Source organism: Aromatoleum evansii (genome assembly GCF_012910805.1).
Taxonomy (GTDB): domain Bacteria; phylum Pseudomonadota; class Gammaproteobacteria; order Burkholderiales; family Rhodocyclaceae; genus Aromatoleum; species Aromatoleum evansii.
Map to the genome: position 1 here is coordinate 1 of NZ_WTVK01000017.1, position 24,017 is coordinate 24,017.

Annotated in this window: 34 protein-coding genes; 20 read left to right on the forward strand and 14 right to left on the reverse strand. The window is 65.1% G+C overall.

The features are described 5' to 3' along the window. Window positions 1–94: 94 nt before the first annotated feature. From GO615_RS10420 to GO615_RS10485, 14 genes are all read right to left on the reverse strand, one after another. Entirely contained in the window at window positions 95–442 is a 348-nt protein-coding gene (locus tag GO615_RS10420) for a Mor transcription activator family protein (RefSeq protein ID WP_169127678.1), read from the reverse strand. A gap of 3 nt (window positions 443–445) precedes the next feature. After that, on the reverse strand, window positions 446–883 hold the full coding sequence (locus GO615_RS10425; RefSeq protein WP_169127680.1) for a phage protein GemA/Gp16 family protein: 438 nt from the start codon (window positions 881–883) through the stop codon (window positions 446–448). Between the two features lie 192 nt (window positions 884–1,075). Further along, window positions 1,076–1,366, reverse strand: coding sequence for an HU family DNA-binding protein (locus tag GO615_RS10430; protein ID WP_169127682.1), 291 nt, complete (start codon window positions 1,364–1,366; stop codon window positions 1,076–1,078). Between the two features lie 283 nt (window positions 1,367–1,649). Further along, entirely contained in the window at window positions 1,650–2,273 is a 624-nt protein-coding gene (locus GO615_RS10435) for a DUF3164 family protein (protein ID WP_169127684.1), read from the reverse strand. 3 nt (window positions 2,274–2,276) lie between these two features. Further along, window positions 2,277–3,299: a hypothetical protein gene (locus GO615_RS10440; RefSeq protein ID WP_169127686.1), complete on the reverse strand. Its 1,023-nt coding sequence runs from the start codon at window positions 3,297–3,299 to the stop codon at window positions 2,277–2,279. Next, on the reverse strand, window positions 3,296–3,550 hold the full coding sequence (locus GO615_RS10445) for a hypothetical protein (protein ID WP_169127688.1): 255 nt from the start codon (window positions 3,548–3,550) through the stop codon (window positions 3,296–3,298). The genes GO615_RS10440 and GO615_RS10445 overlap by 4 nt, the downstream gene beginning before the upstream one ends. Continuing rightward, window positions 3,547–3,918, reverse strand: a complete 372-nt coding sequence (locus GO615_RS10450; RefSeq protein ID WP_169127690.1) for a hypothetical protein — start codon at window positions 3,916–3,918, stop codon at window positions 3,547–3,549. Before GO615_RS10450 ends, GO615_RS10445 begins: the two co-directional genes overlap by 4 nt. Then, the gene (locus GO615_RS10455; protein ID WP_169127692.1) at window positions 3,915–4,262 is read right to left on the reverse strand and encodes a hypothetical protein; all 348 of its coding nucleotides are present in this window, start codon (window positions 4,260–4,262) and stop codon (window positions 3,915–3,917) included. The genes GO615_RS10450 and GO615_RS10455 overlap by 4 nt, the downstream gene beginning before the upstream one ends. Before the next feature lies 1 nt (window position 4,263). Continuing rightward, window positions 4,264–5,526, reverse strand: coding sequence for an ExeA family protein (locus GO615_RS10460; RefSeq protein ID WP_211167039.1), 1,263 nt, complete (start codon window positions 5,524–5,526; stop codon window positions 4,264–4,266). Between the two features lie 118 nt (window positions 5,527–5,644). Further along, complete coding sequence (locus GO615_RS10465) at window positions 5,645–7,411, reverse strand: integrase (protein WP_169127694.1); 1,767 nt, start codon at window positions 7,409–7,411, stop codon at window positions 5,645–5,647. 10 nt (window positions 7,412–7,421) lie between these two features. Next, entirely contained in the window at window positions 7,422–8,378 is a 957-nt protein-coding gene (locus GO615_RS28860; RefSeq protein ID WP_246262223.1) for a hypothetical protein, read from the reverse strand. A gap of 2 nt (window positions 8,379–8,380) precedes the next feature. Continuing rightward, a complete protein-coding gene (locus GO615_RS10475; RefSeq protein WP_169127696.1) occupies window positions 8,381–8,689 on the reverse strand; it encodes a helix-turn-helix domain-containing protein in 309 nt (102 codons plus the stop codon). Further along, complete coding sequence (locus GO615_RS10480) at window positions 8,686–9,129, reverse strand: hypothetical protein (protein WP_169127698.1); 444 nt, start codon at window positions 9,127–9,129, stop codon at window positions 8,686–8,688. The genes GO615_RS10475 and GO615_RS10480 overlap by 4 nt, the downstream gene beginning before the upstream one ends. Window positions 9,130–9,267: 138 nt before the next feature. Beyond that, window positions 9,268–9,513 carry a DNA-binding protein gene (locus tag GO615_RS10485; RefSeq protein ID WP_169127700.1) on the reverse strand — a complete coding sequence of 82 codons (246 nt, stop codon included), beginning with the start codon at window positions 9,511–9,513 and terminating at the stop codon, window positions 9,268–9,270. A 73-nt stretch (window positions 9,514–9,586) separates the two neighbouring features. On the opposite strand from GO615_RS10485, the gene GO615_RS10490 reads away from it, so the two are divergent. The 20 genes from GO615_RS10490 (at window position 9,587) to GO615_RS10585 (ending at window position 23,882) form a co-directional block, all read left to right on the forward strand. Further along, window positions 9,587–10,093, forward strand: a complete 507-nt coding sequence (locus GO615_RS10490; protein ID WP_169127702.1) for a helix-turn-helix domain-containing protein — start codon at window positions 9,587–9,589, stop codon at window positions 10,091–10,093. Beyond that, window positions 10,090–10,680, forward strand: a complete 591-nt coding sequence (locus GO615_RS10495; RefSeq protein WP_169127704.1) for a hypothetical protein — start codon at window positions 10,090–10,092, stop codon at window positions 10,678–10,680. The genes GO615_RS10490 and GO615_RS10495 overlap by 4 nt, the downstream gene beginning before the upstream one ends. Window positions 10,681–10,938: 258 nt before the next feature. Then, the gene (locus GO615_RS10500) at window positions 10,939–11,391 is read left to right on the forward strand and encodes a DUF4124 domain-containing protein (protein ID WP_169127706.1); all 453 of its coding nucleotides are present in this window, start codon (window positions 10,939–10,941) and stop codon (window positions 11,389–11,391) included. Window positions 11,392–11,488: 97 nt separating this feature from the next. Beyond that, window positions 11,489–12,544: a hypothetical protein gene (locus GO615_RS10505; RefSeq protein WP_169127708.1), complete on the forward strand. Its 1,056-nt coding sequence runs from the start codon at window positions 11,489–11,491 to the stop codon at window positions 12,542–12,544. 25 nt (window positions 12,545–12,569) lie between these two features. Next, entirely contained in the window at window positions 12,570–12,962 is a 393-nt protein-coding gene (locus GO615_RS10510) for a hypothetical protein (RefSeq protein WP_169127710.1), read from the forward strand. Beyond that, window positions 12,959–13,600, forward strand: coding sequence for a hypothetical protein (locus GO615_RS10515; RefSeq protein WP_169127712.1), 642 nt, complete (start codon window positions 12,959–12,961; stop codon window positions 13,598–13,600). Before GO615_RS10510 ends, GO615_RS10515 begins: the two co-directional genes overlap by 4 nt. 55 nt (window positions 13,601–13,655) lie before the next feature. After that, the gene (locus GO615_RS10520) at window positions 13,656–14,165 is read left to right on the forward strand and encodes an N-acetylmuramoyl-L-alanine amidase (RefSeq protein ID WP_169127714.1); all 510 of its coding nucleotides are present in this window, start codon (window positions 13,656–13,658) and stop codon (window positions 14,163–14,165) included. Continuing rightward, complete coding sequence (locus GO615_RS10525) at window positions 14,162–14,365, forward strand: hypothetical protein (protein WP_169127716.1); 204 nt, start codon at window positions 14,162–14,164, stop codon at window positions 14,363–14,365. Before GO615_RS10520 ends, GO615_RS10525 begins: the two co-directional genes overlap by 4 nt. Further along, window positions 14,362–14,559, forward strand: coding sequence for a hypothetical protein (locus tag GO615_RS10530; protein ID WP_169127718.1), 198 nt, complete (start codon window positions 14,362–14,364; stop codon window positions 14,557–14,559). The genes GO615_RS10525 and GO615_RS10530 overlap by 4 nt, the downstream gene beginning before the upstream one ends. Beyond that, on the forward strand, window positions 14,556–15,110 hold the full coding sequence (locus tag GO615_RS10535; RefSeq protein WP_169127720.1) for a hypothetical protein: 555 nt from the start codon (window positions 14,556–14,558) through the stop codon (window positions 15,108–15,110). Before GO615_RS10530 ends, GO615_RS10535 begins: the two co-directional genes overlap by 4 nt. Then, window positions 15,107–15,568 carry a DUF2730 family protein gene (locus GO615_RS10540; RefSeq protein WP_169127721.1) on the forward strand — a complete coding sequence of 154 codons (462 nt, stop codon included), beginning with the start codon at window positions 15,107–15,109 and terminating at the stop codon, window positions 15,566–15,568. The genes GO615_RS10535 and GO615_RS10540 overlap by 4 nt, the downstream gene beginning before the upstream one ends. Beyond that, window positions 15,565–15,861: a VpaChn25_0724 family phage protein gene (locus GO615_RS10545; protein ID WP_169127723.1), complete on the forward strand. Its 297-nt coding sequence runs from the start codon at window positions 15,565–15,567 to the stop codon at window positions 15,859–15,861. The genes GO615_RS10540 and GO615_RS10545 overlap by 4 nt, the downstream gene beginning before the upstream one ends. Before the next feature lie 2 nt (window positions 15,862–15,863). Continuing rightward, window positions 15,864–16,403, forward strand: coding sequence for a phage protein Gp27 family protein (locus tag GO615_RS10550; protein WP_169127725.1), 540 nt, complete (start codon window positions 15,864–15,866; stop codon window positions 16,401–16,403). After that, window positions 16,403–16,711, forward strand: a complete 309-nt coding sequence (locus GO615_RS10555; protein WP_169127727.1) for a MazG nucleotide pyrophosphohydrolase domain-containing protein — start codon at window positions 16,403–16,405, stop codon at window positions 16,709–16,711. Before GO615_RS10550 ends, GO615_RS10555 begins: the two co-directional genes overlap by 1 nt. Further along, window positions 16,698–18,251 carry a terminase large subunit domain-containing protein gene (locus GO615_RS10560; protein ID WP_169127729.1) on the forward strand — a complete coding sequence of 518 codons (1,554 nt, stop codon included), beginning with the start codon at window positions 16,698–16,700 and terminating at the stop codon, window positions 18,249–18,251. Before GO615_RS10555 ends, GO615_RS10560 begins: the two co-directional genes overlap by 14 nt. Before the next feature lie 135 nt (window positions 18,252–18,386). Then, window positions 18,387–19,817, forward strand: a complete 1,431-nt coding sequence (locus tag GO615_RS10565) for a hypothetical protein (protein ID WP_169127731.1) — start codon at window positions 18,387–18,389, stop codon at window positions 19,815–19,817. Beyond that, window positions 19,814–20,617, forward strand: coding sequence for a putative phage head morphogenesis protein (locus tag GO615_RS10570; protein WP_169127733.1), 804 nt, complete (start codon window positions 19,814–19,816; stop codon window positions 20,615–20,617). The genes GO615_RS10565 and GO615_RS10570 overlap by 4 nt, the downstream gene beginning before the upstream one ends. Before the next feature lie 30 nt (window positions 20,618–20,647). Beyond that, a complete protein-coding gene (locus GO615_RS10575) occupies window positions 20,648–21,277 on the forward strand; it encodes a hypothetical protein (protein ID WP_169127735.1) in 630 nt (209 codons plus the stop codon). Between the two features lie 128 nt (window positions 21,278–21,405). Further along, the gene (locus tag GO615_RS10580) at window positions 21,406–21,627 is read left to right on the forward strand and encodes a hypothetical protein (RefSeq protein ID WP_169127736.1); all 222 of its coding nucleotides are present in this window, start codon (window positions 21,406–21,408) and stop codon (window positions 21,625–21,627) included. Beyond that, window positions 21,624–23,882, forward strand: a complete 2,259-nt coding sequence (locus GO615_RS10585) for a phage major capsid protein (protein WP_169127738.1) — start codon at window positions 21,624–21,626, stop codon at window positions 23,880–23,882. The genes GO615_RS10580 and GO615_RS10585 overlap by 4 nt, the downstream gene beginning before the upstream one ends. Window positions 23,883–24,017: the final 135 nt, after the last annotated feature.

Genomic DNA, 24,017 nt, shown 5'->3' on the forward strand with positions numbered 1-24,017 from the left:
GGGCGGGACCCAGGGGGAGGAAACGGGACGGCCCGTGAAAAGCGTTTGGAAGGGGTGAAAGCACTTCGGGGCCGCGTCGGGCCCCGATTTCGTTTCAGAAGAGACCGCCCTGGCGGGACTTGATATCGGCCAGTCGGCAGCGGGTGACGATCTGGCGGATGCGCATTTCGGTGAGGTTGTACTCGCGGGCGAGCTGGGCGTAGTTGTCGCCGCGGAACTTGCCGTAGATCTCGCGATCGCGGATCGACAGCTCCCACTCCTGGCCCTTGGCGATGTAGATGTGACCGCCGCCGAGCTCGCGACGGGCTTCCTCGGCAATCGCCATGGCCGCCTCGGCCGCGGGTTGGTGGTCGAGCTTCAGGTGCTTGGTCAGCCAGCGATAGGCGGCGTGGGCGATCAGGCCGAGCGCCTCGGGGTATTCGTCGTCGAGGATCAGTGACACAGTTCAGCGCCCCGCCAGCTTGAACTGCAGCGTGCGGTGCAGCGCACCGACGATGTGCTTCAGCGCCACCGAGTCGGCAAAGTCGACGCACTCCGCCCAGCCGTTGCGCTTCGCGATCGCGTCCGCGTACTTGAGGGTGTGCACCTCGCCCGTCACGCGATGCAGCTCCGCGAGCAGCGCGTCGATCTTCGCCAACAGCGGCGCCCGGTCGGCCGTCGGCGTCGTGCGCTTGCGCCCGGCGTAGCCGCTCTTGCCGCGGTTCAGGTGGTTCAGCACCTCGGACAACTGGCCCATCGTGCAGTCGGAAAGGCTCGCGCAGCCGGTCAGGTTCCTCACGATCTCGCGGCGCGCGTCGTTGTCCAGGCCATTGGCCTTGCAGGCTGCGAACACCGCGCGCCGGCGGGCGGCGATCTGGGCAGCGAGGGGGGCGGATGCGGCCATGGTCAATCTCCGGGTTTCAGGGTGGCGATACCGATCGCCGCAACGATGAACATCAGCAGCCCCAGGGGGCCATCCACGATCCCCGCAGCGGGGATCAGCAGCACATAGGCAATCAGCGGCATATCGGCCTCCGTTGGCGTTACTCGTCTCGCCGGATGGCCCCGTTGTAACGAGGCCATCGAACCAGCCGGGTCAGGGGTTGAGGGCGTCGTCCAGCGCCTTGCCGGCCGAGAACTTGACGGCGATGCGCTCGGGGATCTGGATCTCCGCGCCGGTCTGCGGATTGCGTCCCGTGCGCGCGGCGCGCGTGCTGGTCTTCAGCTTGCCCAGGCCGGGCAGCGTGACTTCCGCATCGTTGAGGGGATCGGCCGCCGCGAAGTGCTTGGCGATGACCTTGCCCTGGGCGTCGAGAATGGACTCGACTGCCACCTTCGGCAGATTGGTGTAGGCGGCGATGTCGTCGATCAGTTGAGCTTTGTTCATGCTTCGAATGCTCCAAAGTTTGTACGGGTTGCCGGCTCCCGGCTGCCTTTTCGGGTTGCCCCTGGCGGCTCTTTGCTTTTTCCGTACCGGCTGGTTCCGTTATGTGCCCGACGGTTTCCTGCGGTTCGCAAATTCGTGGGGGGGGCTCAGCCGTCGGTCTGCTCACTCATCGTTCAACCACCGTTTGCAGTCATCCGCGCCCGATCGCGCAAGCCACAGCACGCCGCCGATGAGAAGCGCGAGCAGCACCGAGAGGGACACCAGGAATTGGCCTGTGGTCATGTCAAACCGCCGCCAGATCCAGCGGAATCGCCCGGTACTGGTCCGAGTCGCCGATGCGCTCGTACACCCGCACGTAGGTCGCGGTACCGGTGCTCTGGATCGAATCCTTGATGGCGTCCATCGCACGCAGCCACTCGTCGTCGTCGATCTCCAACCGCAGCAGCTCGAGCACCGCGGCCGTCTTGATCTGGCCCTTGGAGTCGGTGCGGAACGCACGATCGACCAGGGCCCGGATGTGCGGGTTGGCGCCCTGGCTCCAGCGCTCGATGCAGGCGTTGATCAGCGCCTTCGCCGCCTCCAGCTCCTCGGTGAAGGTGATGCGCTCGGCCACCGAGCGCTGCACCTTGAAGCGGCCGTCGTAGGTCGTGATGCTGACGTTGCCCTTCTTGCCGCCCAGGGTGACCTCGTAGCGCTCGCCGGCGATCTTCACCAGGTCGGCGATATCGTTCAGGGCGCGGGCCTTGAACGCGGCCAACTGTTGGTTCAGCGCGACCGCCAGTCCGGACAGTTCGCGGGCGATCTCGTCGCGCAGCAGATCCTGTTCGCGCACCTGGTCGCGCGGCACGAGGTGGCCGGCGGCGTTGCGCATGTAGCCGTCGGGGACGGCGGTATCGGTGGTGCTCATCGTTCAGGCTCCGGTCTGGGGAAAAATGGGGGCGCCCGGCACGCCGAGGAGCAGGGCAAGGCGCTTGGTGGCGCCGGGGGGAATCTGGAACAGCTCGTCGCCGTCGACGATGTCGAGGCGCCCGTCGGACCACAGTGCAAACTCGATGTCGCGCTCGGGTTCGGCAGCCCGGGGCGCGCACGCCCAGCGGTCGGTAACGACAGGCAGCGGGATTTCGGCGACGGTGAGATCGCCCTCTCGATACAGTGGCTTGGGCGCACGGCGATCGACGGTCGGCGCGGCAACCTCGGGAGCCTCGGCGGCAGCGGTGCTCGCATCGGCGATCGCCGTCAGCGCCTCGGCTGCAGCAGTGACGACGGCAGCCGGTACCGGCTTCTCGGTCAGTGAGGCAGGGGCCGGCTCCGTCGCGGGGTCGTAGTACGCCGCCGCCGTCCGGCCGCCGTTCTGGACCTCGATCACGGCCAGTTCTCCCTTGGCGACCAAAGCCTTCAGGGCGAAGCGGATGTTCTGCGGCTCGTCGAACAGCTTTTCCGCAAGCTGCGCAACCCGCCACGCGTCGGCCTTGCACACGCCGGACATGTGTTTCGCGAGCTCGGCCTGCAGCGTTCCATGCGCGCGGCGGGCGTTGGTGGGCATATCCATAACGGGCTCCTTCTTGGTTTCGGTTTTCTTGGCCGGCGCCGGCTTCGGCGCAACGGCGGGTTTCGGGGCGCTGCGCGGGGCGAAGGCCTGGAACAGGTCGTCCGCCCGCGGCTTCACGAACAGCGCGGTATGACTGTTGCTCGTCCAGCCGGCGCTGCTCGGCGTCAGCCCGGTCGGCCAGAGCGCCAACCACGGTTCCGGCTCGCCCGTCTTCTGGATGTGCGCGGTGTTGATGCGCCGCTCGCGGTACAGCTGCTCCACCGCGGCCCAGAAGGCGGGCTCGGCGCCGCCGACCATCGCCAGCACGTCGGGTGCGCGCGCCGGTCGCTGACCGGTCGCCTTGGCGATCTTGGCGAGGATGCGCTCGGGCAGATCGATGCTCATGCCTTGCGCTCCCACTTGTCGCAGACAGCGTTTTCGGTCGTCGCCATGCCCGTCTCGCCGGAGGCCATCGGGTGGCCGCAGCGAAGCTTCACGCCGCGCCCCTCATCGCCCTTGGCGTACGACTCCATGAAGAAGCGGTTGCAGGTCGCGCAGCGCTGCTCGCGACCAGCCTTCTTGCGCTCGGTCGGCGTCACCCAGGCCATGCGGTACCGGGCCTGCTCGGTCGGCGTACCGGTCTGATCGGCCTTCATTCCGCAGCCCCCTTCCGGTCGGCCACCACTGCCCGACCCGCTGCGGTGATGACGTAAAACGCGGCATTCTTCGGCCCGCGGCGCGCGACCTTCACGTGGCCTCGGTCTAGCGCGACGGCGATGGAGCGCGTCAGCTGGCTCTTCGTCACGCCCGCCACGCCATGCCGGGCACGCATGTGGCACATGCCCAGCGGCTCGGACGCTGCGGCCAGCTCGGCCAGCCACAGGCCGATATGCGGCTCCAGCACCCGAGTTTGCCGTTCGCTCATGGCGCGCGCCGCGGCACTGCGGGCGTCCAACCATTCGCGCCAGTCGGCGCTCAGCGCGGACACCTGGGCCACGAGCGGGATCGGGATCGAGCAGTTCATACCCGTTCCTCCCAGATGACGATCACGCCACGGAACGGCGCGAACGCGGTCGCCACTGCTCCGTCGTGCCGGCGGGGCATCCAGCGGCGCGGGCCGGCGGCGTCGAGCAGCGGAGCGATGCTCTGCGCGGGATCGCGATTGATGTGGACGGTCGGCTCGCCGCGCGCCGGGAATTCGCCGCGCAGATGCTGCTCGAGCACCTGCAGGCCCATGTCGCGCAGCGCCCGAACGGCCGCGTTGAGCGTGATCAGCCGGTCGAGCGTGTCGCGGGAGAGGACGCGCGGAGGTGTGGCCGCGGGCAGATCCGCACCGCAGTGCGACACCAGATGGAGTTGTGCGGCCATGTCAGCACCCCTTTACGATGTCCGCCGTCACCTTCGCCGCGCCCAGCTCGGCGGCTAGGTTCATGGCCTTGGTGACCAGGTTGTTGACCACCAGCGGATAGGTCATGGAGACCGTCGCGTTGCGCTGCGGGCCGCGCCCGACCAGCGTGAGGCGAGCGCGGATCGCGTCGAAGGCGGACTCGTCGAGGATCTCGGTCGTGCTGCGCCCATGACGCTTGAACTTGAGCGCGAGGTAGTCGCCGACCTGGTTGTCGAGCGGCAGCAGCTCTACCACTTCGCAGCGCCGGATGACTTCGCGCGCCTCGAAATACTGGCGTTCATTGAGCTTTTCCTTCAGCTCGGGCTGGCCGATCAGCACGATGGAGAGCAGCTTCTTGAAGCCGTCCTCCATCTCCCAGAAACGCTTCAGGTACTTCAGCGTCTGGATCGACAGGTCGTGCGCCTCCTCGATGATGAGCACGTGGCTCTGACCGCTGCGGCCGGACTCGACGAGGGCGCGTTCGACCTGCCGCGCCAGCGCCTCGAGGCTGCGCTTCGCGTGCTCGTTGGGTTTGACGTCGGCGAGGATGGCCTGGCAGATGTGCGCGGACTTCAGCGCAGTCTTGTCGAAGGACTTCGGTTGCACGACGGCCACCGGCAAACCCTCGCGGCCGATGCGGTCGATCGTCTCGCGACGCAGGGTGGTCTTGCCGCTGCCGGATTCGCCGACCACGGCGATGAACCACCCGCCCGTCTTCGCTGCCTGGTACATGGCCTCGCGTACATAGCGCTGGTCCGCAGAGAGGAACAGATCCTCGGGCCCCTGGACGTCATCGACGAAGGGGTCGCGGAACAGGCTGAAGTGTCGTTTGGCTTGCGCAGAAAGCATTTCGGTCCCTATGTCGATGGTGTCGTTTTGTTCCGGTTTCGGGCTGCGGGTCTCACCGATCCGCGTGCCCAACGGTTTGATGCTGTGGTGAATGACTACGTCCTCGTCCCAGATCTCGGCGAGCTGCTCGGGAGGAACGCCGCGCGCGACCAGGAACTCCTCGGTTGCCTTCTGGATATCGGCCCACGGCGTCTTCGCCGGCCGCCAACCGTTGTTGAGCATCCGCACCACGGCAGCGCGCGACAGCGTCTTGCGGCCGGCATAGCCGGTGCCGCTCTGCGGCAAGCAATCGGCGAGTTCATCCTGGCGAATGCCATGCCGCAGCAGCACCGCCTTCAACTTGATCGGCATCGGCTCCGGGCTGTCCGCTGCCGGCGCGTCTTTCGGGGCTTTCATGCGCGCCCCCTTCCAGTCGTGTCCATCGCTACAATCTCCCTTGCTGTTTGCTGTACCGGGGTGTCTCACCACCCCATCCTCGGCCCGTCGGGTTGCCCCCCGCCGGGCCGTTTCCTTTTCAGGCACCCACCGCCTGCAGGCGCGCACCGGTGTTCTCGCCCTTCAGTCGCGCCGCGATGCTTGGCAGGTCTGCGTCCTTCACTCCGTCCGGGTAGCGCGACGACAGCCACGCGTACAGGTCCTGGCGTTCCACCCCCAGCCCGCGCAGCGCCTGGGCGGCTTCGGTGGTGGAAAGCGGGGGCGTCTCGAAGGTGCTGGCCTGGATGGCGATGTCCGTGCCGCGGCGCGGGAGCGCCACCGGGATCTCGATGCCGGAGAGGTGGCGCACGGCGTCGACCGCGCCGCCCATCAACGCGGCATTGCTGCGGCGAGCCTTGGCCATCTCCTCGGTCGTCATGCCGGGGAACAGCAGCGCGTCGAGTTGCTTGGCGCTGCGGTCGGCATCGCTCTCCGGGCGCGACGCGTACTGCTCGCCGATGACCGGTGCGGACATCGGACGGCCCCAGGTGTCGAATTCGTCGGCGCGCGGCTCGAGGCGGTAAGTGATGTCTTCGCCGTCGAAGCGCGGCACCCGCATGCTGATGGCGCACTGGCCGAAGAGCAGCGGCGAGATCTCCAGGCGATCGCCCGCACACACGCCGGGCAGGCCGGCAACGTCATAGGTGCAGGGACGTTCGGCGCGCGGGTGGGCGTAGCTGATCGTGAGATTGCGCGCGACCTTGCGGGTCTCGACGCGGCCTTCCAGAAACGCCTGGCACACCTCCTCGGGCGGCAGCAGGCGCAGCTCGTCCTCGCGGATCCGCATCCACAGGTCGTAACGCGCAGTCGGGGCCATGCCGTCGCGGCGCAGCCGGGTGTCCTGCCCGGGGATCGCGTTGGCGCCATAGGCCTCGGCCCATGCCGCGGCGGCGGCATTCAGCTCGGCCACGCTGTGCACCGGATCGAAGCGCAGGCGGCTTTCGAACTGGGTCTCGGTCAGGTTGTTCGAATTCTCGACGCCGCCCTTGGCACGGGCGTTGCCGGCGGCGTGGGTGATGCTCTCGACTTCCAGCGCGCGCAGCAGGTTCTGCACCGGCGTGGCCGTGTTGGCGCTGCCCTTGTCCCACATCAGGATCTTCGGCACGCCGTGGAAGCGGCGCCCTTCCTGCCGGCCCCACGCGAACATGAGGAAGCGGTACAGGTTCAGCGGCGACTCGCCCGCGGCCTCCACGTACCACGGCATGAACAGCCCGCTGGCGTGGTCGTAAATGACATAGCGCCAGCACTTGAACTGGACCTTCGCGAGCTTTTCCAGCTTGTTCTTGTAGAACTCGTCGTCGCGGATGATGCGCTGCTCGCCGCGCAGGTAATACACCAGGCACAGGCTCGGATCGACCTGATGCACGTGGTTCGGGTGCAGGCTGCGCAGCGTGGTCGGCGCGCGTGCTTCGGACTGCTGCTTCACGCCGAGGCGGCGCGTGCGGATCAGCCGGTTCATATGCCCAGCTGATACCCCCAGGTCATGTCCATTGACTGCAGCGATGCTGCCGGCAACCGGCGTGAACAGTGTTTGCTTGCCGTTCTGGCGCACGCTGCCGCGCTCCAACGCCGCGACGAACGAGAGCGTTTCCGGCGCGACGCTGGTGCGGCCCTTGTCGGCGCGAACCTTGCGACCGCTGGTCCAGCCGGCTTGGCGCTCGAGCTCGGCGTACAGCTTGGAGCGGCTCCAGCCGTACAGCGCTTGCGCCTCGTCCAGCAGGGCGCCCTTCCTGCCGTGCGCTGCGGATTCCAGCCTGCCGGCCAGTTCGCACAGGTAGTCGCGGGTCGGATCGGTGGCAATGACCATGATCGCCCCCTCAGTCCGCTTTGCCTGCCGGAACGTCCAGGACGCGACCTTCCAGCTCGCCGCGCCAACCGGCCAGCGTCGCCTCGTAGTGCCCCTGCAGCTCCGCGAGCTGCTGCGCGAGGCGGTCCAGGCGATCGCCGTACAGCGTGGCGAGCTGGCGCAGGATGATGCGCTCCGCCTCTTCGTTGCCGCCCCATTGGACGTCCTGCTGCAGGATCACGGAATGCATCAGGTAGAGCTTGCCGACGGCGTCATCGAGCACGTCGAACCCGCCAGAGATCTCGGCCTTGAACGCGCCGACCTTTTCGTCCCAGGGATCAACGACCGGTTTTCGCGGCGCCGTCGCGTCGCGGGTCGAAAGTTCGTCGATCTTCGCGTTCTTGTCGGCAAGCAACCGTTCCGTGGCCTTCTTCTGCTCGCGCATCTCGCGCACCGCGGTGCGCAGCTCCTTGACGCTCATCGTCGCGACGTCGTCGAGGGAAAGCTCGCCGGTCTGGCCGGTCAGCTCCAGTTCCTCGATCTGCTCGTCGTCGAGGACCAGCATTTCGAATAGCTTGGTCTGACTCCCGGCAGCCTTCAAAAGCTGCGTCGACGCAGTATTTGAGAACTTGCGAGCGGTCTGCATGAAGCGCTGTGCGACGCTCTGCTCGATCCCAAGCACATCAAGTCGTGCGATGAAATTGCCATGCGGGCACGCCGACTTCAGCACCGTGAGACCGCGCCCGACCTCGAGGCACGCCTCCACACTGCGCCGCATGTTGGCCGCGATGTCGCGTTGGATCAGGTCCGGATCAGTCGAGTCGGCGGGTAGCAGGTAGCCGAGCTGAACCGCAAGGGCACGCGTGGTCGCTTCCTGCTGCCGATGCGCCACCGCGAGTCCATCAAGCGCCTGCAAATCGGAACGCACTTCCTGTTGATCGGGGAGCACTTCCGCAGGCAGCGCGGTTTCATGTGCTTTACGGGCCATCGTCAAATCTCCCTGGAATAGCGGTTTGTGATCTCATCGAGGCGTGACCGCGCGCGAGTCAGCGCGGTCGAAAACGCCAGCGAAAGCTGAATGGGCTTCGGCCCCAACCGCCAGCGGCCGGTCTCCTGGATCTGCTCGGCAAAACCGACCTCGCGCAGGTTGTGCAGGTCGCGCGTCGCGGTGCTCGGGTTCACCCCGAGCGCCTTCGCCAGCTCGCCGGGCGCAAGGCCCTGGAATTCGTTACCGGCCAGCACCAGGAGCGCACGCAAGATGCGCTGTTGGGCGGGGCTGTCGTAGTTCTCCCTGCTCATTCAGGAAACTCCAGTTCGGGTTGATCGGCCTTGCGCACGTTCTCGCGATGCCAGGAAAGGGATTCGAGGCCGGTGCCGAGCTTGGCCAGGCAGTCGTCGCGGTTCATCTCCCCAGCCATGAAGGCGAGCAGCGCGCCGACGGCGCCGTGCAGGGTGGCCTGAAGCACGTGCACGTCGTCGGGGTCGGTCTTGCGGCCAGTGGGGATCTCGATCACCACCTTGTGGGCCGCGGCAGCGAGGTAGCGCACCACGGCGTCGGAGCCGGTCAGGTGTTCCCAGGCGAGCAGGCGGTTGGCCGGCATGCCGTCTGTTTCGAGCCACTTGTAGAGGGTGGCCGGCGTGGTGCTCATCAGCTCGGCAAGTCGCTCGACGTTGCGGCGGTGCTTGCTCAGCGCGGTCGCCTTGTCCATTTCGAACGCGGCGCGCAGGCTGGTGGGCATGGGTTTCGAAGGTCTGGGGCTCATTGGAATCGGGCGAAATCACATTGCGCTAAAACAAAACCTGTTTGGAATGGGCAAAACGGCTTTGCGAGTTGTTAAAATTCGTAGCGTCGAATAGTTGAGGGCCGCAACTGCGGTTCAGGCTGCGTAGCGGTGGCCACGGGTAGGCGCGAGCGCCTTGGCCGGATCGGTGCAGATCTCGCCGTCCTTGAGGCCCAGCTTGATGGCGATCTCGTGAGCCTGACCACGCACGCACTTTTTGCGGCCGCCGAGGACTTCGAAGACGAGATTGGGCGAGAACTTGTTGGCGATCGCCCACTGAGTGATGGAGATGCCCTTCGCCTGAAGTTCGGCGCGGGCTTCTTCAGCGGTACGTAGTTTCATGGGTGCTCCTTCGGGGGCTGGCGGCGCTCTGGAAAGTGCCGTCTAAGTTGCCGTTCGTGGTTGGACGGTGTGAATGAATGATGGTGCAGAAAACTGCACCAGTCAACACTTTTTTTGTGCAGGTATCCGCGTGATCGGGGAGCGAATCAAGGAAGAACGCCAGCGCCTCGGCCTGAATCAGACCGAATTCGCCGCCCTTGCCGGTGCGGCGAAACGGACTCAGATCGATTGGGAAAAGGGGGCGTCATCGCCAACGGCCGAGCAGCTCGCCGCGATCGCCACCGCGGGCGCCGATGTCCAGTACATCGTCACGGGGACGCGGCGCGGAGAAGGGATTGGCCTACCGGCGGTTCAGCAGGCGGTATTGAATGCGGTCGATCTACTCTCGCTGGAAAAGAAGATCGATGCGGCCCAGCTGGCTGCGGCCGTGGTGAAGCTTCTGGCGGCGGAGGTCCGCCCAGCTGCGGCGGCGGTGGCCCCGGTAGAGCGCTACGAGGGATCCAAGCAGGTATTCAACGGACCCGTGGGCGATGTGGCAGGCCGGGACATCCTGAAGACAGGAAGGAAGCGGAAGGAATGACGCAGGAGTTCAATGGGCCGGTTCACGGCGATGTCGCCGGGCGGGATGTCGTCTACGAAACTCCGAGTTCCGTGCGTGGAATCAACCTGAGCGGTAATGCTTCAGTCGGACAGATCATCCACGGCCCCATCGAACCCGTATCACAAGCCCCGGAGTCGCAACTACAGGCCGAGTTTTACCGCCATACGGGGATCTGGTGTCCGCGCGAGGCTCGTGAATTGTTCGAGGATCTGATGAAGAACAATGCCTTTACAGCACGAGAGCTGGCGGTCAGTTGGCGCGCGAACTCGCTCAGATGGGAGGACGAGGCCAAGAAGGTAAGCATCGTCGTTCCCATGCTCGAAGCTGTCTCAGGATGGGCGATGGTCGGCGTAATGCTGATCTACTTTCTGACCCAAGCGGTGCCGCTCATCTTCGCGAAAGGCGGACTCGAGAACATGACAGCTTTTGCGGCTGGCGTAGTGATGTATCTGGGCTCCGCCTGGATGGTAGCCCGCTTCATCTTGTGGCCGAGACGAGTCGCCATGCGAGTCCGTAGGGCATTGGCTCGCAGATCGACGTATCACTCAGAATCACGGAGGGCATAGCTATGGCTCAGTACAAGTACCCGCACTTCCTGAATCAATTAGATCATGCCGCATACGACGTATCGCATGCTCCTGGCCTGATTTGCCCAGATTCGGGGATCTACAGGTGTGAGGGTTGTGGAGACGAGATTGCCTCAAACAAGGGCAACCCATTCCCACCTCAGAACCACCACCAACACGCCCCGAATCAGGGAGCAATCCGCTGGAAGCTGATCGTTTTCGCGCAGTCCAAGCGGTAATCCGGGAGCGCATCCAGACATGCTCAAGATGATCCTGGTCGCGTTTGTCGCGGCCGTCTGGCTGCCGGCGCACGCGCAAGTCTTCAAGTGCCAGGAAGGCGGAAAGACGGTGTTTTCGGACCGGCCGTGCGGTGCCGGCGCCAAGGTGATAGACGCCAGCCCGGCCACAGGCGAAGGCGACCGATCCGGGTACAACTCATCGTCGGCGCGGCTCCAGAGAAACATGGAGTACCTGCGAGAGAAGGAGCAACGCGAGGACGCCGCGCGCAGCCAGCGCTACGCCGAGGAGGATCGCGCGAAGCGGCTCGCGGAGATCGACCGGAAGCAGCAGGCCCGACGCTGCAACGACATCCGGGCACGCATCGACCGGTATGACGCGCATCTCCAGGAGCGCAACTACGAGAACACACGCAGGTACTACAAGGCCGAGAAGGTCGCCGCGGAGCAGCAGTTTGAGAGGGAGTGCAAGTAACTGCGTCGAGAGTCTCCCGCAGAGGCCAACCCCGAGATAGTGCTGGAGCGCAGGCGCCGGCCTCCATCCCAAATTTATTAGACATCAGTTCAATACGATGAGCCATCCCCACGATTACCTGAATGCCTTGCGATCCAGATCCATTTCATTTCGAATGCTGCAGTCGGAGCTACGAGCCAAAGGTCTTGCAGCAGCGTCGGGATGGGATGGGCTGTTGCAGCGTTACGCCACCCTCCCTGGTGCAGCCGAGGAACGCAATGAGTTGACGGAGCACTTCAAGGATATCTATAGCCGCCAACTCTTCTATGGCAGAAAGGCAGTTTCGATCTATGCCGCTGATGAGGCTGTAATTCAGCGTCTTACAGTAGGCTTGGCGGACCTAGTCGACAACACGTCACCCTTCGCGGCGCGCTACCCAATGCCCGTCGACGAGGCGACGTTGAGGCAGTGCTCGTTCGACCCAGTCCTCGTCTCTGTCGAACGAGACGGTGACAACGTCCGCATAATCAGTTCATGCAAGCGCTTTTATAAGGCGCGCGAACCGATCGAAATGAGCGCACTGGAAGAATCGGCCCAAACAGCGCTATCCGGCTACGACGAGGTGTTTGGGGTCAAGATGGGGATCGTTCAGGCGTTTGACTTCATCGTGCTTCGCAGCGACCTGAATCGTCTGGAGATCCACATCGACCTATGTTGTCCGATGGTTGCCGAGGATTTGTCTCGCGCAAGAAGTTGGTACATGGAGCGCATTTCCCCGCTGATCGGAGATCTCGACGGCTGGAGTGCAGGTTTCGGGTTGCCGAAGAATTTCTTCCCTCTAATTTCAACGCTCTACAACACGCCAGACGGGAACGTCATCAGCCTCGGGCATGCAACTGGCACCAAGTCAGTCAAAGAGGAGAAGATGCGCCAAAGGTCACTTGACCTGAGGGAAGAGTTGTTTCACAAAGAAGGTATCCGCGCCATCGGTCACACCGACGCATTCTCCATCATGAAGGCATGGAGTGTTGATGGCAGTATCGGTCGGCCTACGGTGACGATCCCAGGGCATTTCTCGATCGCAGGTGCGATTAACGCACACGTGCCCCATGTCATCGTCGAGGGGTGTGCGACACGCGAAGACTTCGAAACGATATTGGCGAAGCTGAACTAGCAAGAACATGAACCGAGAGTCGGCAATGCGACAGATTAACCACGACCTGGGGCGGGATCCCAGCGTGCGTGCTGCCTGTATTGCCATCGTCGACTATCTCGCCGGTCAGCCGGTGCAGAACCTGCAGCACATTACCTTCGGTGCTCTTGGGCGCATGGCGGGAACAACTTCGCTTGCTGAGATCATGCCGGCTATCCGCTACCTGACTGGCGCAGCGCTTCCGTTGCTTGACCCCCAGTTCGAGTTCATTGACGGGGAGTTCATCGAACCCTTATCGACAACCGAGGTGGCAGAGGCACGGGGATCCGGCATTTTCTATCATCCGGAATCGGGCGAGCAGGTGGCCGACTTCGCTACGAAAATCTTCATGCACTTCTCCTTGAGCGAAGAAGGCAAAGGTTTGACGACGTGCCGGTGAAGCTGCCCGAAGAAATGTCACTGGCGGAACTGGCTGAAATGGAGCAGTGGGCTCCTGACTTGGCTGCCTTCGCAAAACTCACTCTGGCGACAACGTTCGACCAGTTTGTCGACGCACTGAATCAGGACATAGACCAAGGCGTGCGCCTCATGGAGGACGATCCAGGCGTAAGGATCAATGACGGCGAAGATCGACTTACGGCCGACCTCCTGACGTTCTTAACGGGGCGCGGTTACGACGTTACCCACGACGAGAAGATCGGGGGGCACTGCGATCTTGTAGTGAAGCACCGGCGACAGTCATTTCGTTGGCTTGGTGAGGCCAAAGTTCACAAGAACGACTATGGATACCTGCGCCAGGGCTTCGATCAGCTATGTACCCGATATGCACGCGGCACCCCCGACTCTCCCCAAGGTGGGTTGATCATTTACATCAGACAACCGAAGGCCTCCTCGGTGGTGTCAACGTGGCGGTCCAAGCTTACTGGGGCGGGATTGGAAGAATTCGCTCACCGAGACTGTTCGCGGCGCCCAGGCTTGTCGTTCTTCTCATGCCACACTCACAAGACGTCAGGGCTTCCATATACCGTGCGCCATATTGGAGTTGTCCTTCATTTCAATCCTGAAGATCGTCGCTGACATAACCAAAGTCCTTTAACCGAGGACTACTCCACGCGCGCGCGAAACTGCGCGCATGGCTACCCGACCGCTCGATCTCATCGTCATCCACTGCTCCGCCACGCCCAACGGGCGCTGGACGAGCACGCTGGACATCGACCACTGGCACGCTGAGCGTGGATTCCGCCGCGATCCTTCGGCGGCTGCCCGCTTCAACCCCGACCTTCGCAGCATCGGCTATCACTGGGTGATCTACCCGAACGGCGCCCGTGCCAACGGGCGGCATCCGTCCGAGGTCGGTGCGCATGCGCGCGGGGTCAATTCTCGGTCGCTCGGGATCTGCCTGGTTGGCACCGACCGCTTCACCTACCCGCAATGGGGCGCCCTGCTCGACCAGGTGCGCCACCTCGCGAACACCCATCACATCCCCCTGCGGCCCGCCGACGCGACGAATGGCTATCGGGGCGTGTGCGGGCATCACGAGCTTGCCGGCGTGAATAAGGCCTGCCCGGGCTTCGAGGTCGCCGACTGGCTCGCGAACGACATGCTTCCGCTGCGCGACCACCTGATGGAGCTGCCGAAATGACGGTCCGTGTTTCCGTTACGCATGATGACGCCGACCACCCGGCGACGCTGGTCGTCGAGGTGTTCCGCGTCGGGCCCGGCGGGGCGTTAAGCGACATCCCCGTGCGGGCGAACCACGTCGATCCGGGTTCGGCCGTGGCCGTGGATCTGCGCTCCGACGATGTGCTGGTGGTGCGCGAACTGGGGCCGCTGCGCGTATGAACAACCGTAAGCCCTGGTGGCGCAGCAAGACGCTGCGAGTGAATGCGATCGCCGCCGCGCTGGTCGCGTTCGAGGCGTCGTTCGGCCTGCTGCAGCCCTTGCTGCCGGTGAACTTCTACAGCGCGATCGCCGTGGCCCTACCGGTCGTGAATGCGGTGCTGCGCGTGGTGACGAATCAGGGGGTGCGCCTGTGACGCCGCTCGCGCGCTACATCGGCCAGTTCAGCGGCGACTTCATCGGCGGGCTGTTCATGGCGATCGCGCTCCTGGTCAGCGGCCTCTGGGCCGGCTTCGAGATCGGTGCCGCATCGTCCCAGATCGAGCTCGCACAAGTGCGCGAAGCGGCTGCCCGCGATCAGGCAGCGATTGCCGAGCACGCCAGCCGGCGCCTGCTCGATGCCCAAGAGCGCGGCGACGCGCTGACTACCCAACTCGAAACCGCCAACCGTGCCGCGATGCGGCTGCAGGAGAACCTCGATGACGCGATCCGTCGCGCGACCACTGGCCGCCCTTGTCTGCGCGAGCCTGCTTTGCGCCTGCTCAACGGCGCCCACGGTATCAATCTCGGAGTGCCCGCGCCCGCCGGCCGCGCTGATGCAACGGATGGAACCGCTACCGCCGCTGCCGGCGAGCTGGTCAGCACCGACACCGACGTCGCCCTCTGGATCGCCCGCGCCGGGCGCCAGTACGACGAGTGCCGCCGCCGTCTCGGCACCCTGATCGACTGGCACGGAGACGCGCAATGACTGTGCAGGTTGAATTCTGGCAGCTGGTCGGTTTGCTGCTGTCGTTTCTCGGCTTCGTGTTCGCGGGCGCGAAGCTGCTGTTTGCCCAGATCGATCGCCGGCTGGAGACGCGGTTCAAGGCGGCGGACGAAGCGCGCCAGCAGGATCTGACGACTTACCGCGAAATGCTGGCGCGACACGCGGCCGACGAGATGAAGCGCATGGAGGAAGTGCGCGAGATCGACCGCGGCTTCGACGCGTACCGCAGTGCGCTGGACCTGCGCATCGTGGCGATGGGCGACCGCCTGGCGCGGGTGGAGCAGGACGTGATGCACGCGCCGACCGACGACGACATGAAGCGCCTGCATGAGCGCATCGACAGTGTCGCCGGGACCCTGAAAGGACTTGAAGGCCAGTTCACCGGCGCCAACCACACCCTGCATTTGATTCACTCCTACATGCTGAAGGGACGCGAATGACTTTCGCCCAGCACCTCACCGAAGATCGTCGCCTCGTGATCCTGCGTTTGCTCGAGCAGGCGCCGGACTATTGCGGCAACGCCTACCTGCTGCACAGCGCCCTGCCGGACTTCGGCCACAGCGTGGGCCTGGACCGCCTGCAGACGGATCTCGCCTGGCTCGACGAGCAGGGCCTCGCGAAGCTGACGACGGTCGCCGGGGTGAGCATCGCGCAGCTCACGCCCCGCGGCGCCGATGTCGCGCACGGCCGCGCCACCGTGCCGGGCGTCAAGCGCCCGTTGCCGGGAGCCTGACCGTGGCCCGCAAGAGCAGCATCCAGCAGCTCGACCCGCGCCTGCGCGATGCGATCGACACACTGATCCGCGAGGGGCGCTTCACGCTCGACGACATCCTCGCGCACCTTGCGCAGCTGAACGGCGGCGAGCCGCCGGTCTCGCGCTCCGCCCTGGGGCGCTATGCGCAGCGCGCCGAGGAGCAGATGCGCCGGTACCGCGAGGCGCAGGAAGTGGCGAAGGTGTGGGTCGCGAAGTTCGAGAGCGAGCCCGACGGCGACGTCGCGCGACTGCTGCCCGAGATGCTGCGCTCGGTGGCGTTCCAGACGCTGGGCAACATGGGCGAGCGCGAGGAGTCGGCCGAGGCCCAGGAGGTGATGTTCCTGGCGAAGGCGATGAAGGACCTGGCCAGCGCCGACGTGCTGACCACGCAGCGCATCCTGAAGATCCGCGAGGAGACGGCGAAGAAGGCGGCCGTCGAGGCGGTGAAGACGGCGAAGGCGCAGGGGCTGAGCGACGAGGCGGCGGAGTTGATCCGGCAGAAGATTCTGGGGGTGGTGTGATGGATGGCCATTTCAATGGACTCACGCCCGCACAGGCCGAGCGCCTCGCCGTACTGGCAGAGGAGCTTGGTGAAGCAGTTCAGGCAATCGGGAAGATCCTGCGGCACGGATATGAAAGCAGGTCGCCGGCCGGGGCAACGAATCGCGAAGCCCTGGAGCGTGAACTCGGGGACGTCTATGCGGCAATGGACATGCTTTCCGATGCTGGCGACCTCAATCCTTTTGCCATCTCCATCGCGATGACGCGAAAGAAGGACCGGGTCGGTCAGTACTTGCACCACCAAGGCAGCGGCGATGTCGCATCCTGAGGGCAGAGTCCCCGAACCTCGCGACGCCCGCACCCCCATGGCGCTGCTGCCCTACCAGCAGCGCTGGTGTGCAGATAAGGCGCAGGTGAAGGTCATCGAGAAATCTCGCCGGATCGGCCTCTCCTGGGGCGAGGCGGCGGACACGGCACTGCTCGCGGCGTCGACGTCCGGCATGGATGCCTGGTACATCGGCTACACGAAGGACATGGCCGAGGAGTTCATCCGCGACTGCGCGGACTGGGCGCGCTCCTACGGCCTCGCGGCCGGCGAGATCGAGGAAGGCGAGGAGGTCTTCATCGATGGCGACGAGCAGAAATCCATCCTGACCTTCACGATCCGCTTCGCCTCGGGCTGGCGCATCACGGCGCTGTCGTCCAGTCCGCGGAACCTGCGCGGCAAGCAGGGGCGCGTGATCATTGACGAGGCGGCGTTCCACACGGCACTCGGCGAGCTGCTGAAGGCGGCGCTTGCGCTGCTGATCTGGGGCGGCGAGGTGCATGTGATCTCGACGCACGACGGCGCCGAGAATCCGTTCAACGACCTGGTGCAGGACATCCGCGCCGGCAAGGTGCCGTACTCGCTGCATCGGGTGACCTTCGACGACGCGGTCGCGGAAGGGCTTTACGAGCGCGTGTGTCTGCGCACCGGCAAGACGCCGACCGACGAGGACAAGGCGGCGTGGGTCGCCGGCATCCGCGCGCAGTACCGCGACAATGCGGCCGAGGAGCTGGACTGCGTCCCGAAGAATTCGGGCGGCGCCTGGCTGAACCGGGCGCTGATCGAGGCGCGCATGATCGACGCCCCGGTGCTGCGGTGGAAGCCGCCGACCGAGGACTTCGCACTGTGGCCCGAGCTGCAGCGCACGGCCGAGATGCGCGACTGGCTGGACCGGAACCTGCGCCATCTGCTCCTGGATCTCGACCCGAACCTGCGCAGCGGCTTCGGCATGGATTTCGGGCGCTCGGGTGACCTTTCCGTGCTGGGCGCCTTCCAGATCAAGCAGAACTTGACGCGCCGCTTCCCGTTTGCGATCGAGCTGGCGAACTGCCCGTTCGACCAGCAGCGCGAGGTGGTTTTCTACGTCGGCGACCGCCTGCCGAACCTGATGGCCGGCAAGCTGGACGCGCGCGGCAATGGCCAGTACCTGGCCGAGAAGGCGGTGCAGAAGTGGGGCCCGGATCTGATCGAGGCCGTGATGCTGTCGCAGACCTGGTACCGCGAGAACACGGCGCCGTTCAAGGCGGCGTTCGAGGACGGCACGATCGAGGTGCCGCGCGACGCGGACCACCTCGACGACCTGCGCGCCTTCCAGGTGATGAAGGGCATCCCAATGATTCCCGATGCGCGCACGAAGGGTGCCGACGGGCAGCAGCGCCACGGCGACGCGGGTGTGATGTACCTGCTGGCGCACGCAGCAAGCCGTGCCGAGGTGCCGCCGGCCGCGGGCGAGACGGTCGAGGCCGAAAGCGAGACCTATCGCGCCGAGCGCCCTCGCTTCGGCGGGCTCGGCGGCGGGTTCATTGGACGTCGTCGGGCATGAAAAACCCGGACTCGAAAATCCGGCCTCTGGCGCCTTTGGAGGGCTCTGGTGGCCCCGATGGCTGTCGCTTCCCCCTCTACGGGCCTTGTAACACCCGTAACACGCGTTACAAATCAATTTCCGACTGAGAGAACCATGGGCTTTCGCGCAACCTTCCGAAAATGGCTCAGGGCCACCCCCGCGGCCGAGGAGTCCGAGCGCCTGGTCGAGGCCGCCGGCAAGACGATCGACGCCGACGACGAGAACGGCTGGCGCCGTCTCTCGGGCGACGTGACGCGCGACCTGTCGCCGCTCGCCCAGGACCGCATGCGCGAGACGGCGCTGTACCTGTGGGACGCCAACCTGCTCGCGAATCGCATCATCGAGCTGCCGCTGGCCTACCTGCTCGCCGAGGGCGTGGAGCTGCGCGCGGACGATGAGGGCATGCAGGCGGTGCTCACGCGCTTCTGGTCCGACCCCGTCAACCAGATGGACGTGAAGCTGCCAAAGAAGGTGCGCGAGCTGGCGATCTTCGGCGAGCAGTGCTGGCCGACGTTCGTGAATGAGCACGACGGCCACGTGCGCCTGGGCTACCTGGACCCTGCGCTGATCGCGACCGTGGTGCTCGACCCGGACAACCCCGAGCAGCCGATCGGGATCGTGACGACGAAGGACCGCAAGGGCGTCGCGCGCCGCTTCCGCGTGATCGTGAACGGCCCGGAGTCGGTGTTCACCGAGCGCACGCAGCAGATCCGCGAGACCTTCACTGACGGCGAGGCCTTCTTCTTCACGGTGAATGACCTGTCGGTGTCGAGCCGCGGCCGCTCCGATCTGCGCGCGCCGGCGGACTGGGTGGATGCGTACGACCAGTTCCTGTTCGGCGAGATCGAGCGCTACAACTTCCTGCGCGCCTTCATGTGGGACGTAACGCTGTCCGGAGCGACGCCCGAGAAGGTGGAGGAGCGCGCGCGGAAGATCACGGCGCCGAAGCCCGGCAGCGTGCGGGTGCATAACGACAGCGAGAAGTGGGAGGCGGTGACCCCCGATGTGAAGGCCGGCGACACGACCGAAGGGGCGCGGCTTTTCCGTAATCACGTCCTGGGCGGAGCAACGATCCCCGAGCATTGGTTCGGCGGCGGCGGCGACGTGAATCGCGCGACGGGCGAAAGCATGGGCGAGCCAACATTCAAGGCCTTCAGCATGCGCCAGCGCCTGGTGAAGCACATCCTGGAGTCGATGGGCCGTTACGTGATCCGTCAGGCGATTATGGCGAAGAGTGCGGAGCCGGACTGGGACGACGAGCGGCTCGCAGTGGAAGCCGTGTTCCCGGAGATGACGGCACGCGACACGACAAAGTACGCCGCCGCGATCGTCCAGGTCGTGACGGCCGTGGCAGCGGCGATCGACGCCGGCTTGATGACCGAGGAGACCGGTGTTGCGCTGATCGCGACCGTCGCCGGCCGGCTGGGGGTCGAGATCGACCCGAAGGCGGAGCTCGTCGCGGCGCAGGCGGCCCGGGCGGCGAGGCGGGCTGAGGACGTGTTCCCGCCGTCGGTCGACCCTGAGCCCGAGCTGGGCGACGAATGACTACCCCCGCCGAAGCGGCGCGCAAGGCCCTACGAGGCCGCACTCGCCTCATCAACGATACGGCCGGCGAGGTTCGCAAGCTCCTCGCGCAGGCGGACCGGCAGATTGCCGCGATCCTCGCGGCAGCGCCGAGCGACTATCAGCAGTGGCTCCTGCCACAGCTGCAGGCGGAGATCCGCCGTGCGCTCGCTGTAACAGGCGGCGAGGCCGCATCGGCCGTGGATCTCGGCCAGCAGGCTGCTTGGCGTGCCGGCTCGACCCTGGTCGATGATGTGGTCGCGGCCGCGGGCGTCCGGTCCGCGCTGCCACAGCTCGACGTGCAGCAGCTCACAGCGATGCGCGGCTTTCTGACCGAGAAGATCAAGGGTGTGACGCTTGAGGCGGCCAACGCGATCAATGCCCAGCTCGGACTGGTGACGATCGGGGCGCAGACACCTTTCGATGCCGTGAAACAGGTTTCCAGCATCCTGAAGGCGGACACGCAGCGCCGCGCGACCACGATCGTGCATACCGAGCTCGCTCGCGCCTACTCCACCGCCAACCAGGCGCGCATGGAGCAGACGGCGAAGCTGGTGCCGGGGATGAAAAAGCGCTGGGTGAAGTCAGGGAAACTTCACCCGCGGTTGTCTCACGCTGTGATTCATGGCCAGGAACAACTTGTCGGGGCCCCATTCCTGCTGGAGGGCGGTGCAGTGAAGATGATGTACCCTCATGATCCAAGCGCTCCGGCCCGACATACCATCAACTGCGGCTGCGTGGCCGTCCCGGTAGTGCCTGGGTTCAGACGAACAACGACTTAGGCTTCCGCTTATTCAGATGGGGCATTTGCGATGAAGAAATTGCCTGGACCCACCCGGCTAGAGAAGACCGCAGGAAGCTTGCCGGTCGAGGGTGTGGCAACAATCATAGCAGCGATCGCAGGTGGTCCATTGGCGGCACTTCTGCCAGTGCTTTCAAACTCGCTTGCCGGTGAGCGTCTCCGCAGGCGCATTGAAGCGCATCTGACCGAGGTGTCGCGCGAACTGCAGGAGCAGCGGGAGGCACTTCGGAATCTCTCGGACGCTCAATACAAACTGCTCAATGAAGCCGTCCTTGCTTTCCTGCAGACCACACAGGCTGAGAAGCTCGAAATCTTGCGAACGGTTGTGCGACGTTCGCTTGTTGCCCACGATGTGGAGCCCCAAGAAGCAATCATGCTGTCTCGAATCATTCGAGACATCACGGCCGAAGAGGCGCAGTTCGTGGTCGAACATTTTTCCAACAGATTCGTTCTGATTAGCGATCAGTCTGTTCCCCCTGCTGCCGAGACACTCTATGTTCAGCCCGGATCGCGCGACGAATTAATTGTTGCTGGCTTGGCTTCCTTGGGTGTCCTTAGTGTTGGTCAGCCAACATACGGACAGGCGCTACGGTTCTCGCAGATCACGGGAAAGCTCATCGTTTTGTTGACCGCTTATTAGTCCTACGAGACTCGTCCTCAAGCGCCGAACATAGCGAGTTCCAAAATGTTTTAAACGAGGCCGCCTCGCGCGAGCCCCCATCATCGCCCCGTCATTCACCGATCGACAGATCACCGACGGAGCCCGCGATGGAAAACACGATGGACCTGGAACCGGCCGCAGCGGCCAAGCTCGTGGGGCGCGAAGTCCCCGTTCTCGACAAGGAAGGCAAGGCGACCGGAAAGACCGAGCGCAAGCCGATCGCCGCCGCTGAAGTCTTTGCCTGCCGCGTGCGCGATACGGCGGTGACCGTGATCACCACCTCCGGCGAGAAGCTGACCGGCAATCTGCCGGTGAAGGCCGAGAAGTGAAGATCCCGCCGCAGGGCATCATCGGCGCACGGCTGATCGAGGCCGCTGCGACCGAAATTCTGGCCATTGTCGAGCTGGTGCGCGCCGCCGTCTGCCGCGCGCTCGGTCGCGAGTACGTGCCGATCGAGGCAGTGTTCGCCGATCGCATGATCGTGCGCCAGGACGGCCGCTACATGGCTTACCCCTACACGCTGAGCGACGATAACCAGGTGCAGCTCGGCACCCCCTTCGAGGTGGTCGAGGGTTACACGCCGGTTCGGATGGCCGAAGCCCGCGCCGGCGGGGCCGTGTTCCTGGAATCCGTCGGCGAGCCCGACGCCGGCAAGTGGATGATCCGCGTGATCGAGGCCGGCGAGTCCGGCAACCGAAACTATTACCCCGATTCCGTGCTGCGCGACGCGGTGCGCCTGGTCGAGGGTGCGCGGGTGTTCGCCAAGAGCGACGAGGAACACCTGAAGACGAAGGGCAAGGACGTGCGCAACCTGATCGGCCGCGTATCAAACGCCCGCTTCGTCGAGGGGGCCGCGCCCGACACCGGCAGCATCGAGGGCGAGCTGCAGCTGATCCAGCCCGACGGCGATGTCGCCGTGAAGATCCGCGAGGCGTACCAGCGCGGCATGCACGACCTGTTCGGCTTTTCGATCGACGCCGACGCGACCGCCAAGCTCACCACCCGCAACGGGCACCGCATCCGCGAGGCCACCCGCATCACCAAGATCCACAGCGTGGATCTGATCATCGAGCCCGGCGCCGGCGGACGCCTGCTGCGCATCGTCGAGGCTCAATCCGACACTGACCCGTCCGAGGAGGACCGTGACATGGCATTGCGCCAACGCATGATCGAGGCCATTCAGGCCCACAACCCGCAGTTCGACGGCGCGAACGCCACGGACGAGCAGATCGAAACCGCTTTCCGCGAGGCCATTGCCCCGCGCACGTCCGGCCAGAGCGATGCCGGCGCGCAGGCGCTGGCGCAGCTGCGCCTGGTCGAGGCCCGCATGACCGCCCGCGAGACGATCGGCGCCGCCAAGCTGCCGCAGCCGGCGAAGGACCGCCTGCTCACCCGCTTCACCGAGGCGACCGCACCGTTCACCGCGGCCGACGTCACCAAGGCGATCGACGACGAGCGCGCCTACCTCGCCCGCTTTACCGAATCGGGCAAGCCGATCATCCCCTTCGACGAAGCCGCACAGGTCGAAGACCGTTCGGTGAAGGTCGGCGAGATGCTCGACAACTTCTTCGCCGGCAAGGATCGTGTGCATTCCTTCAAGGAGTGCTACATCGAGATCACCGGCGACAAGTCGCTCTCTGGCGATCTGCGCCAGTGCGACGTCTCGCGCCTGCGCGAATCCATCGGCGATCGCTTCGTCGAGTCGCTGACCTCGGCTTCGTGGGCCAATGTGCTGGGCGATTCGATCACTCGCCGGATGCTCGCCGAGTACGCGCAGGAGACCGACCTGCAGGCGTGGCGCAAGATCGCCAGCGTCGTGCCCGTGTCGGACTTCCGCACGCAGGAACGCACCCGCCTGGGCGGCTACGGCAATCTGCCGGCGGTGGCCCAAGGTGATCCGTACGCTGCGCTGACCAGCCCGGGTGACGAGAAGGCGACCTATGCGGTCACCAAGCGCGGCGGCACCGAGGATCTGACCCTCGAGATGATCCGCAACGACGACGTCGGCGCGATCCGTCGCCTGCCGACCGAGCTGGCGCTGGCCGCGGCGAACACGCTGTACGAATTCGTCTTCGACTTCGTCCGCACGAACCCGACGATCTACGATGCCAAGGCCTTGTTCCACGCCGACCACGCCAACCTCGGCACGACCGCGCTGGACGCGACGAGCTTCGCTGCGGCCCGCCTCGCTATGATCCAGCAAGTGCGCGCGGGCTCGTCGAAGCGCCTGAACATCGGTCCGGCGACGGTGCTGGTGCCGTTCGAGCTGCAGGAGGCCGCCTACAACCTGTTCGTGCGGGGCCAGAATCTGGACAAGACGTTCGTCCAGACCATCAACCCCGAGGTGATCCCGGTTTCGTACTGGACGGATGCGAACGACTGGGCTGCCGTGGCCGATCCGCGCCGCATTCCGACCATCGAGGTCGGCTTCCTGGACGGCCGCGAGGAACCGGAGCTGTTCGTGCAGGACACGCCGAATGTGGGCAGCCTGTTCAGCAACGACAAGATCACGTACAAGATCCGCCACATCTACAGCGGCGGCGTGATGGACTTCCGCGGCCTGCGCAAGCACGTGGTCGTGTAACGGGATATCCCCCCGAAGGGGCGCTGATCCCGCGGGCCGGTGGAGTCGGGGAGGCCTCCGTCACTGGCCCGCGTGGGAAGCCCCGCGCCAAAACCCTCCCCACTCCCCTCCGCATTACCAAAACCCTTTAACCGC

Coding starts and splice junctions, on each gene's coding strand:
- GO615_RS10425 (WP_169127680.1), bottom strand. CDS start 883: ATGGCCGCATCCGCCCCCCTCGCTGCCCAGATCGCCGCCCGCCGGCGC.
- GO615_RS10430 (WP_169127682.1), bottom strand. CDS start 1,366: ATGAACAAAGCTCAACTGATCGACGACATCGCCGCCTACACCAATCTG.
- GO615_RS10435 (WP_169127684.1), bottom strand. CDS start 2,273: ATGAGCACCACCGATACCGCCGTCCCCGACGGCTACATGCGCAACGCC.
- GO615_RS10440 (WP_169127686.1), bottom strand. CDS start 3,299: ATGAGCATCGATCTGCCCGAGCGCATCCTCGCCAAGATCGCCAAGGCG.
- GO615_RS10445 (WP_169127688.1), bottom strand. CDS start 3,550: ATGAAGGCCGATCAGACCGGTACGCCGACCGAGCAGGCCCGGTACCGC.
- GO615_RS10450 (WP_169127690.1), bottom strand. CDS start 3,918: ATGAACTGCTCGATCCCGATCCCGCTCGTGGCCCAGGTGTCCGCGCTG.
- GO615_RS10455 (WP_169127692.1), bottom strand. CDS start 4,262: ATGGCCGCACAACTCCATCTGGTGTCGCACTGCGGTGCGGATCTGCCC.
- GO615_RS10460 (WP_211167039.1), bottom strand. CDS start 5,526: ATGAAAGCCCCGAAAGACGCGCCGGCAGCGGACAGCCCGGAGCCGATG.
- GO615_RS10465 (WP_169127694.1), bottom strand. CDS start 7,411: ATGGTCATTGCCACCGATCCGACCCGCGACTACCTGTGCGAACTGGCC.
- GO615_RS28860 (WP_246262223.1), bottom strand. CDS start 8,378: ATGGCCCGTAAAGCACATGAAACCGCGCTGCCTGCGGAAGTGCTCCCC.
- GO615_RS10475 (WP_169127696.1), bottom strand. CDS start 8,689: ATGAGCAGGGAGAACTACGACAGCCCCGCCCAACAGCGCATCTTGCGT.
- GO615_RS10480 (WP_169127698.1), bottom strand. CDS start 9,129: ATGCCCACCAGCCTGCGCGCCGCGTTCGAAATGGACAAGGCGACCGCG.
- GO615_RS10485 (WP_169127700.1), bottom strand. CDS start 9,513: ATGAAACTACGTACCGCTGAAGAAGCCCGCGCCGAACTTCAGGCGAAG.
- GO615_RS10490 (WP_169127702.1), top strand. CDS start 9,587: ATGAATGATGGTGCAGAAAACTGCACCAGTCAACACTTTTTTTGTGCA.
- GO615_RS10495 (WP_169127704.1), top strand. CDS start 10,090: ATGACGCAGGAGTTCAATGGGCCGGTTCACGGCGATGTCGCCGGGCGG.
- GO615_RS10500 (WP_169127706.1), top strand. CDS start 10,939: ATGCTCAAGATGATCCTGGTCGCGTTTGTCGCGGCCGTCTGGCTGCCG.
- GO615_RS10505 (WP_169127708.1), top strand. CDS start 11,489: ATGAGCCATCCCCACGATTACCTGAATGCCTTGCGATCCAGATCCATT.
- GO615_RS10510 (WP_169127710.1), top strand. CDS start 12,570: ATGCGACAGATTAACCACGACCTGGGGCGGGATCCCAGCGTGCGTGCT.
- GO615_RS10520 (WP_169127714.1), top strand. CDS start 13,656: ATGGCTACCCGACCGCTCGATCTCATCGTCATCCACTGCTCCGCCACG.
- GO615_RS10525 (WP_169127716.1), top strand. CDS start 14,162: ATGACGGTCCGTGTTTCCGTTACGCATGATGACGCCGACCACCCGGCG.
- GO615_RS10530 (WP_169127718.1), top strand. CDS start 14,362: ATGAACAACCGTAAGCCCTGGTGGCGCAGCAAGACGCTGCGAGTGAAT.
- GO615_RS10540 (WP_169127721.1), top strand. CDS start 15,107: ATGACTGTGCAGGTTGAATTCTGGCAGCTGGTCGGTTTGCTGCTGTCG.
- GO615_RS10545 (WP_169127723.1), top strand. CDS start 15,565: ATGACTTTCGCCCAGCACCTCACCGAAGATCGTCGCCTCGTGATCCTG.
- GO615_RS10555 (WP_169127727.1), top strand. CDS start 16,403: ATGGATGGCCATTTCAATGGACTCACGCCCGCACAGGCCGAGCGCCTC.
- GO615_RS10560 (WP_169127729.1), top strand. CDS start 16,698: ATGTCGCATCCTGAGGGCAGAGTCCCCGAACCTCGCGACGCCCGCACC.
- GO615_RS10565 (WP_169127731.1), top strand. CDS start 18,387: ATGGGCTTTCGCGCAACCTTCCGAAAATGGCTCAGGGCCACCCCCGCG.
- GO615_RS10570 (WP_169127733.1), top strand. CDS start 19,814: ATGACTACCCCCGCCGAAGCGGCGCGCAAGGCCCTACGAGGCCGCACT.
- GO615_RS10575 (WP_169127735.1), top strand. CDS start 20,648: ATGAAGAAATTGCCTGGACCCACCCGGCTAGAGAAGACCGCAGGAAGC.
- GO615_RS10580 (WP_169127736.1), top strand. CDS start 21,406: ATGGAAAACACGATGGACCTGGAACCGGCCGCAGCGGCCAAGCTCGTG.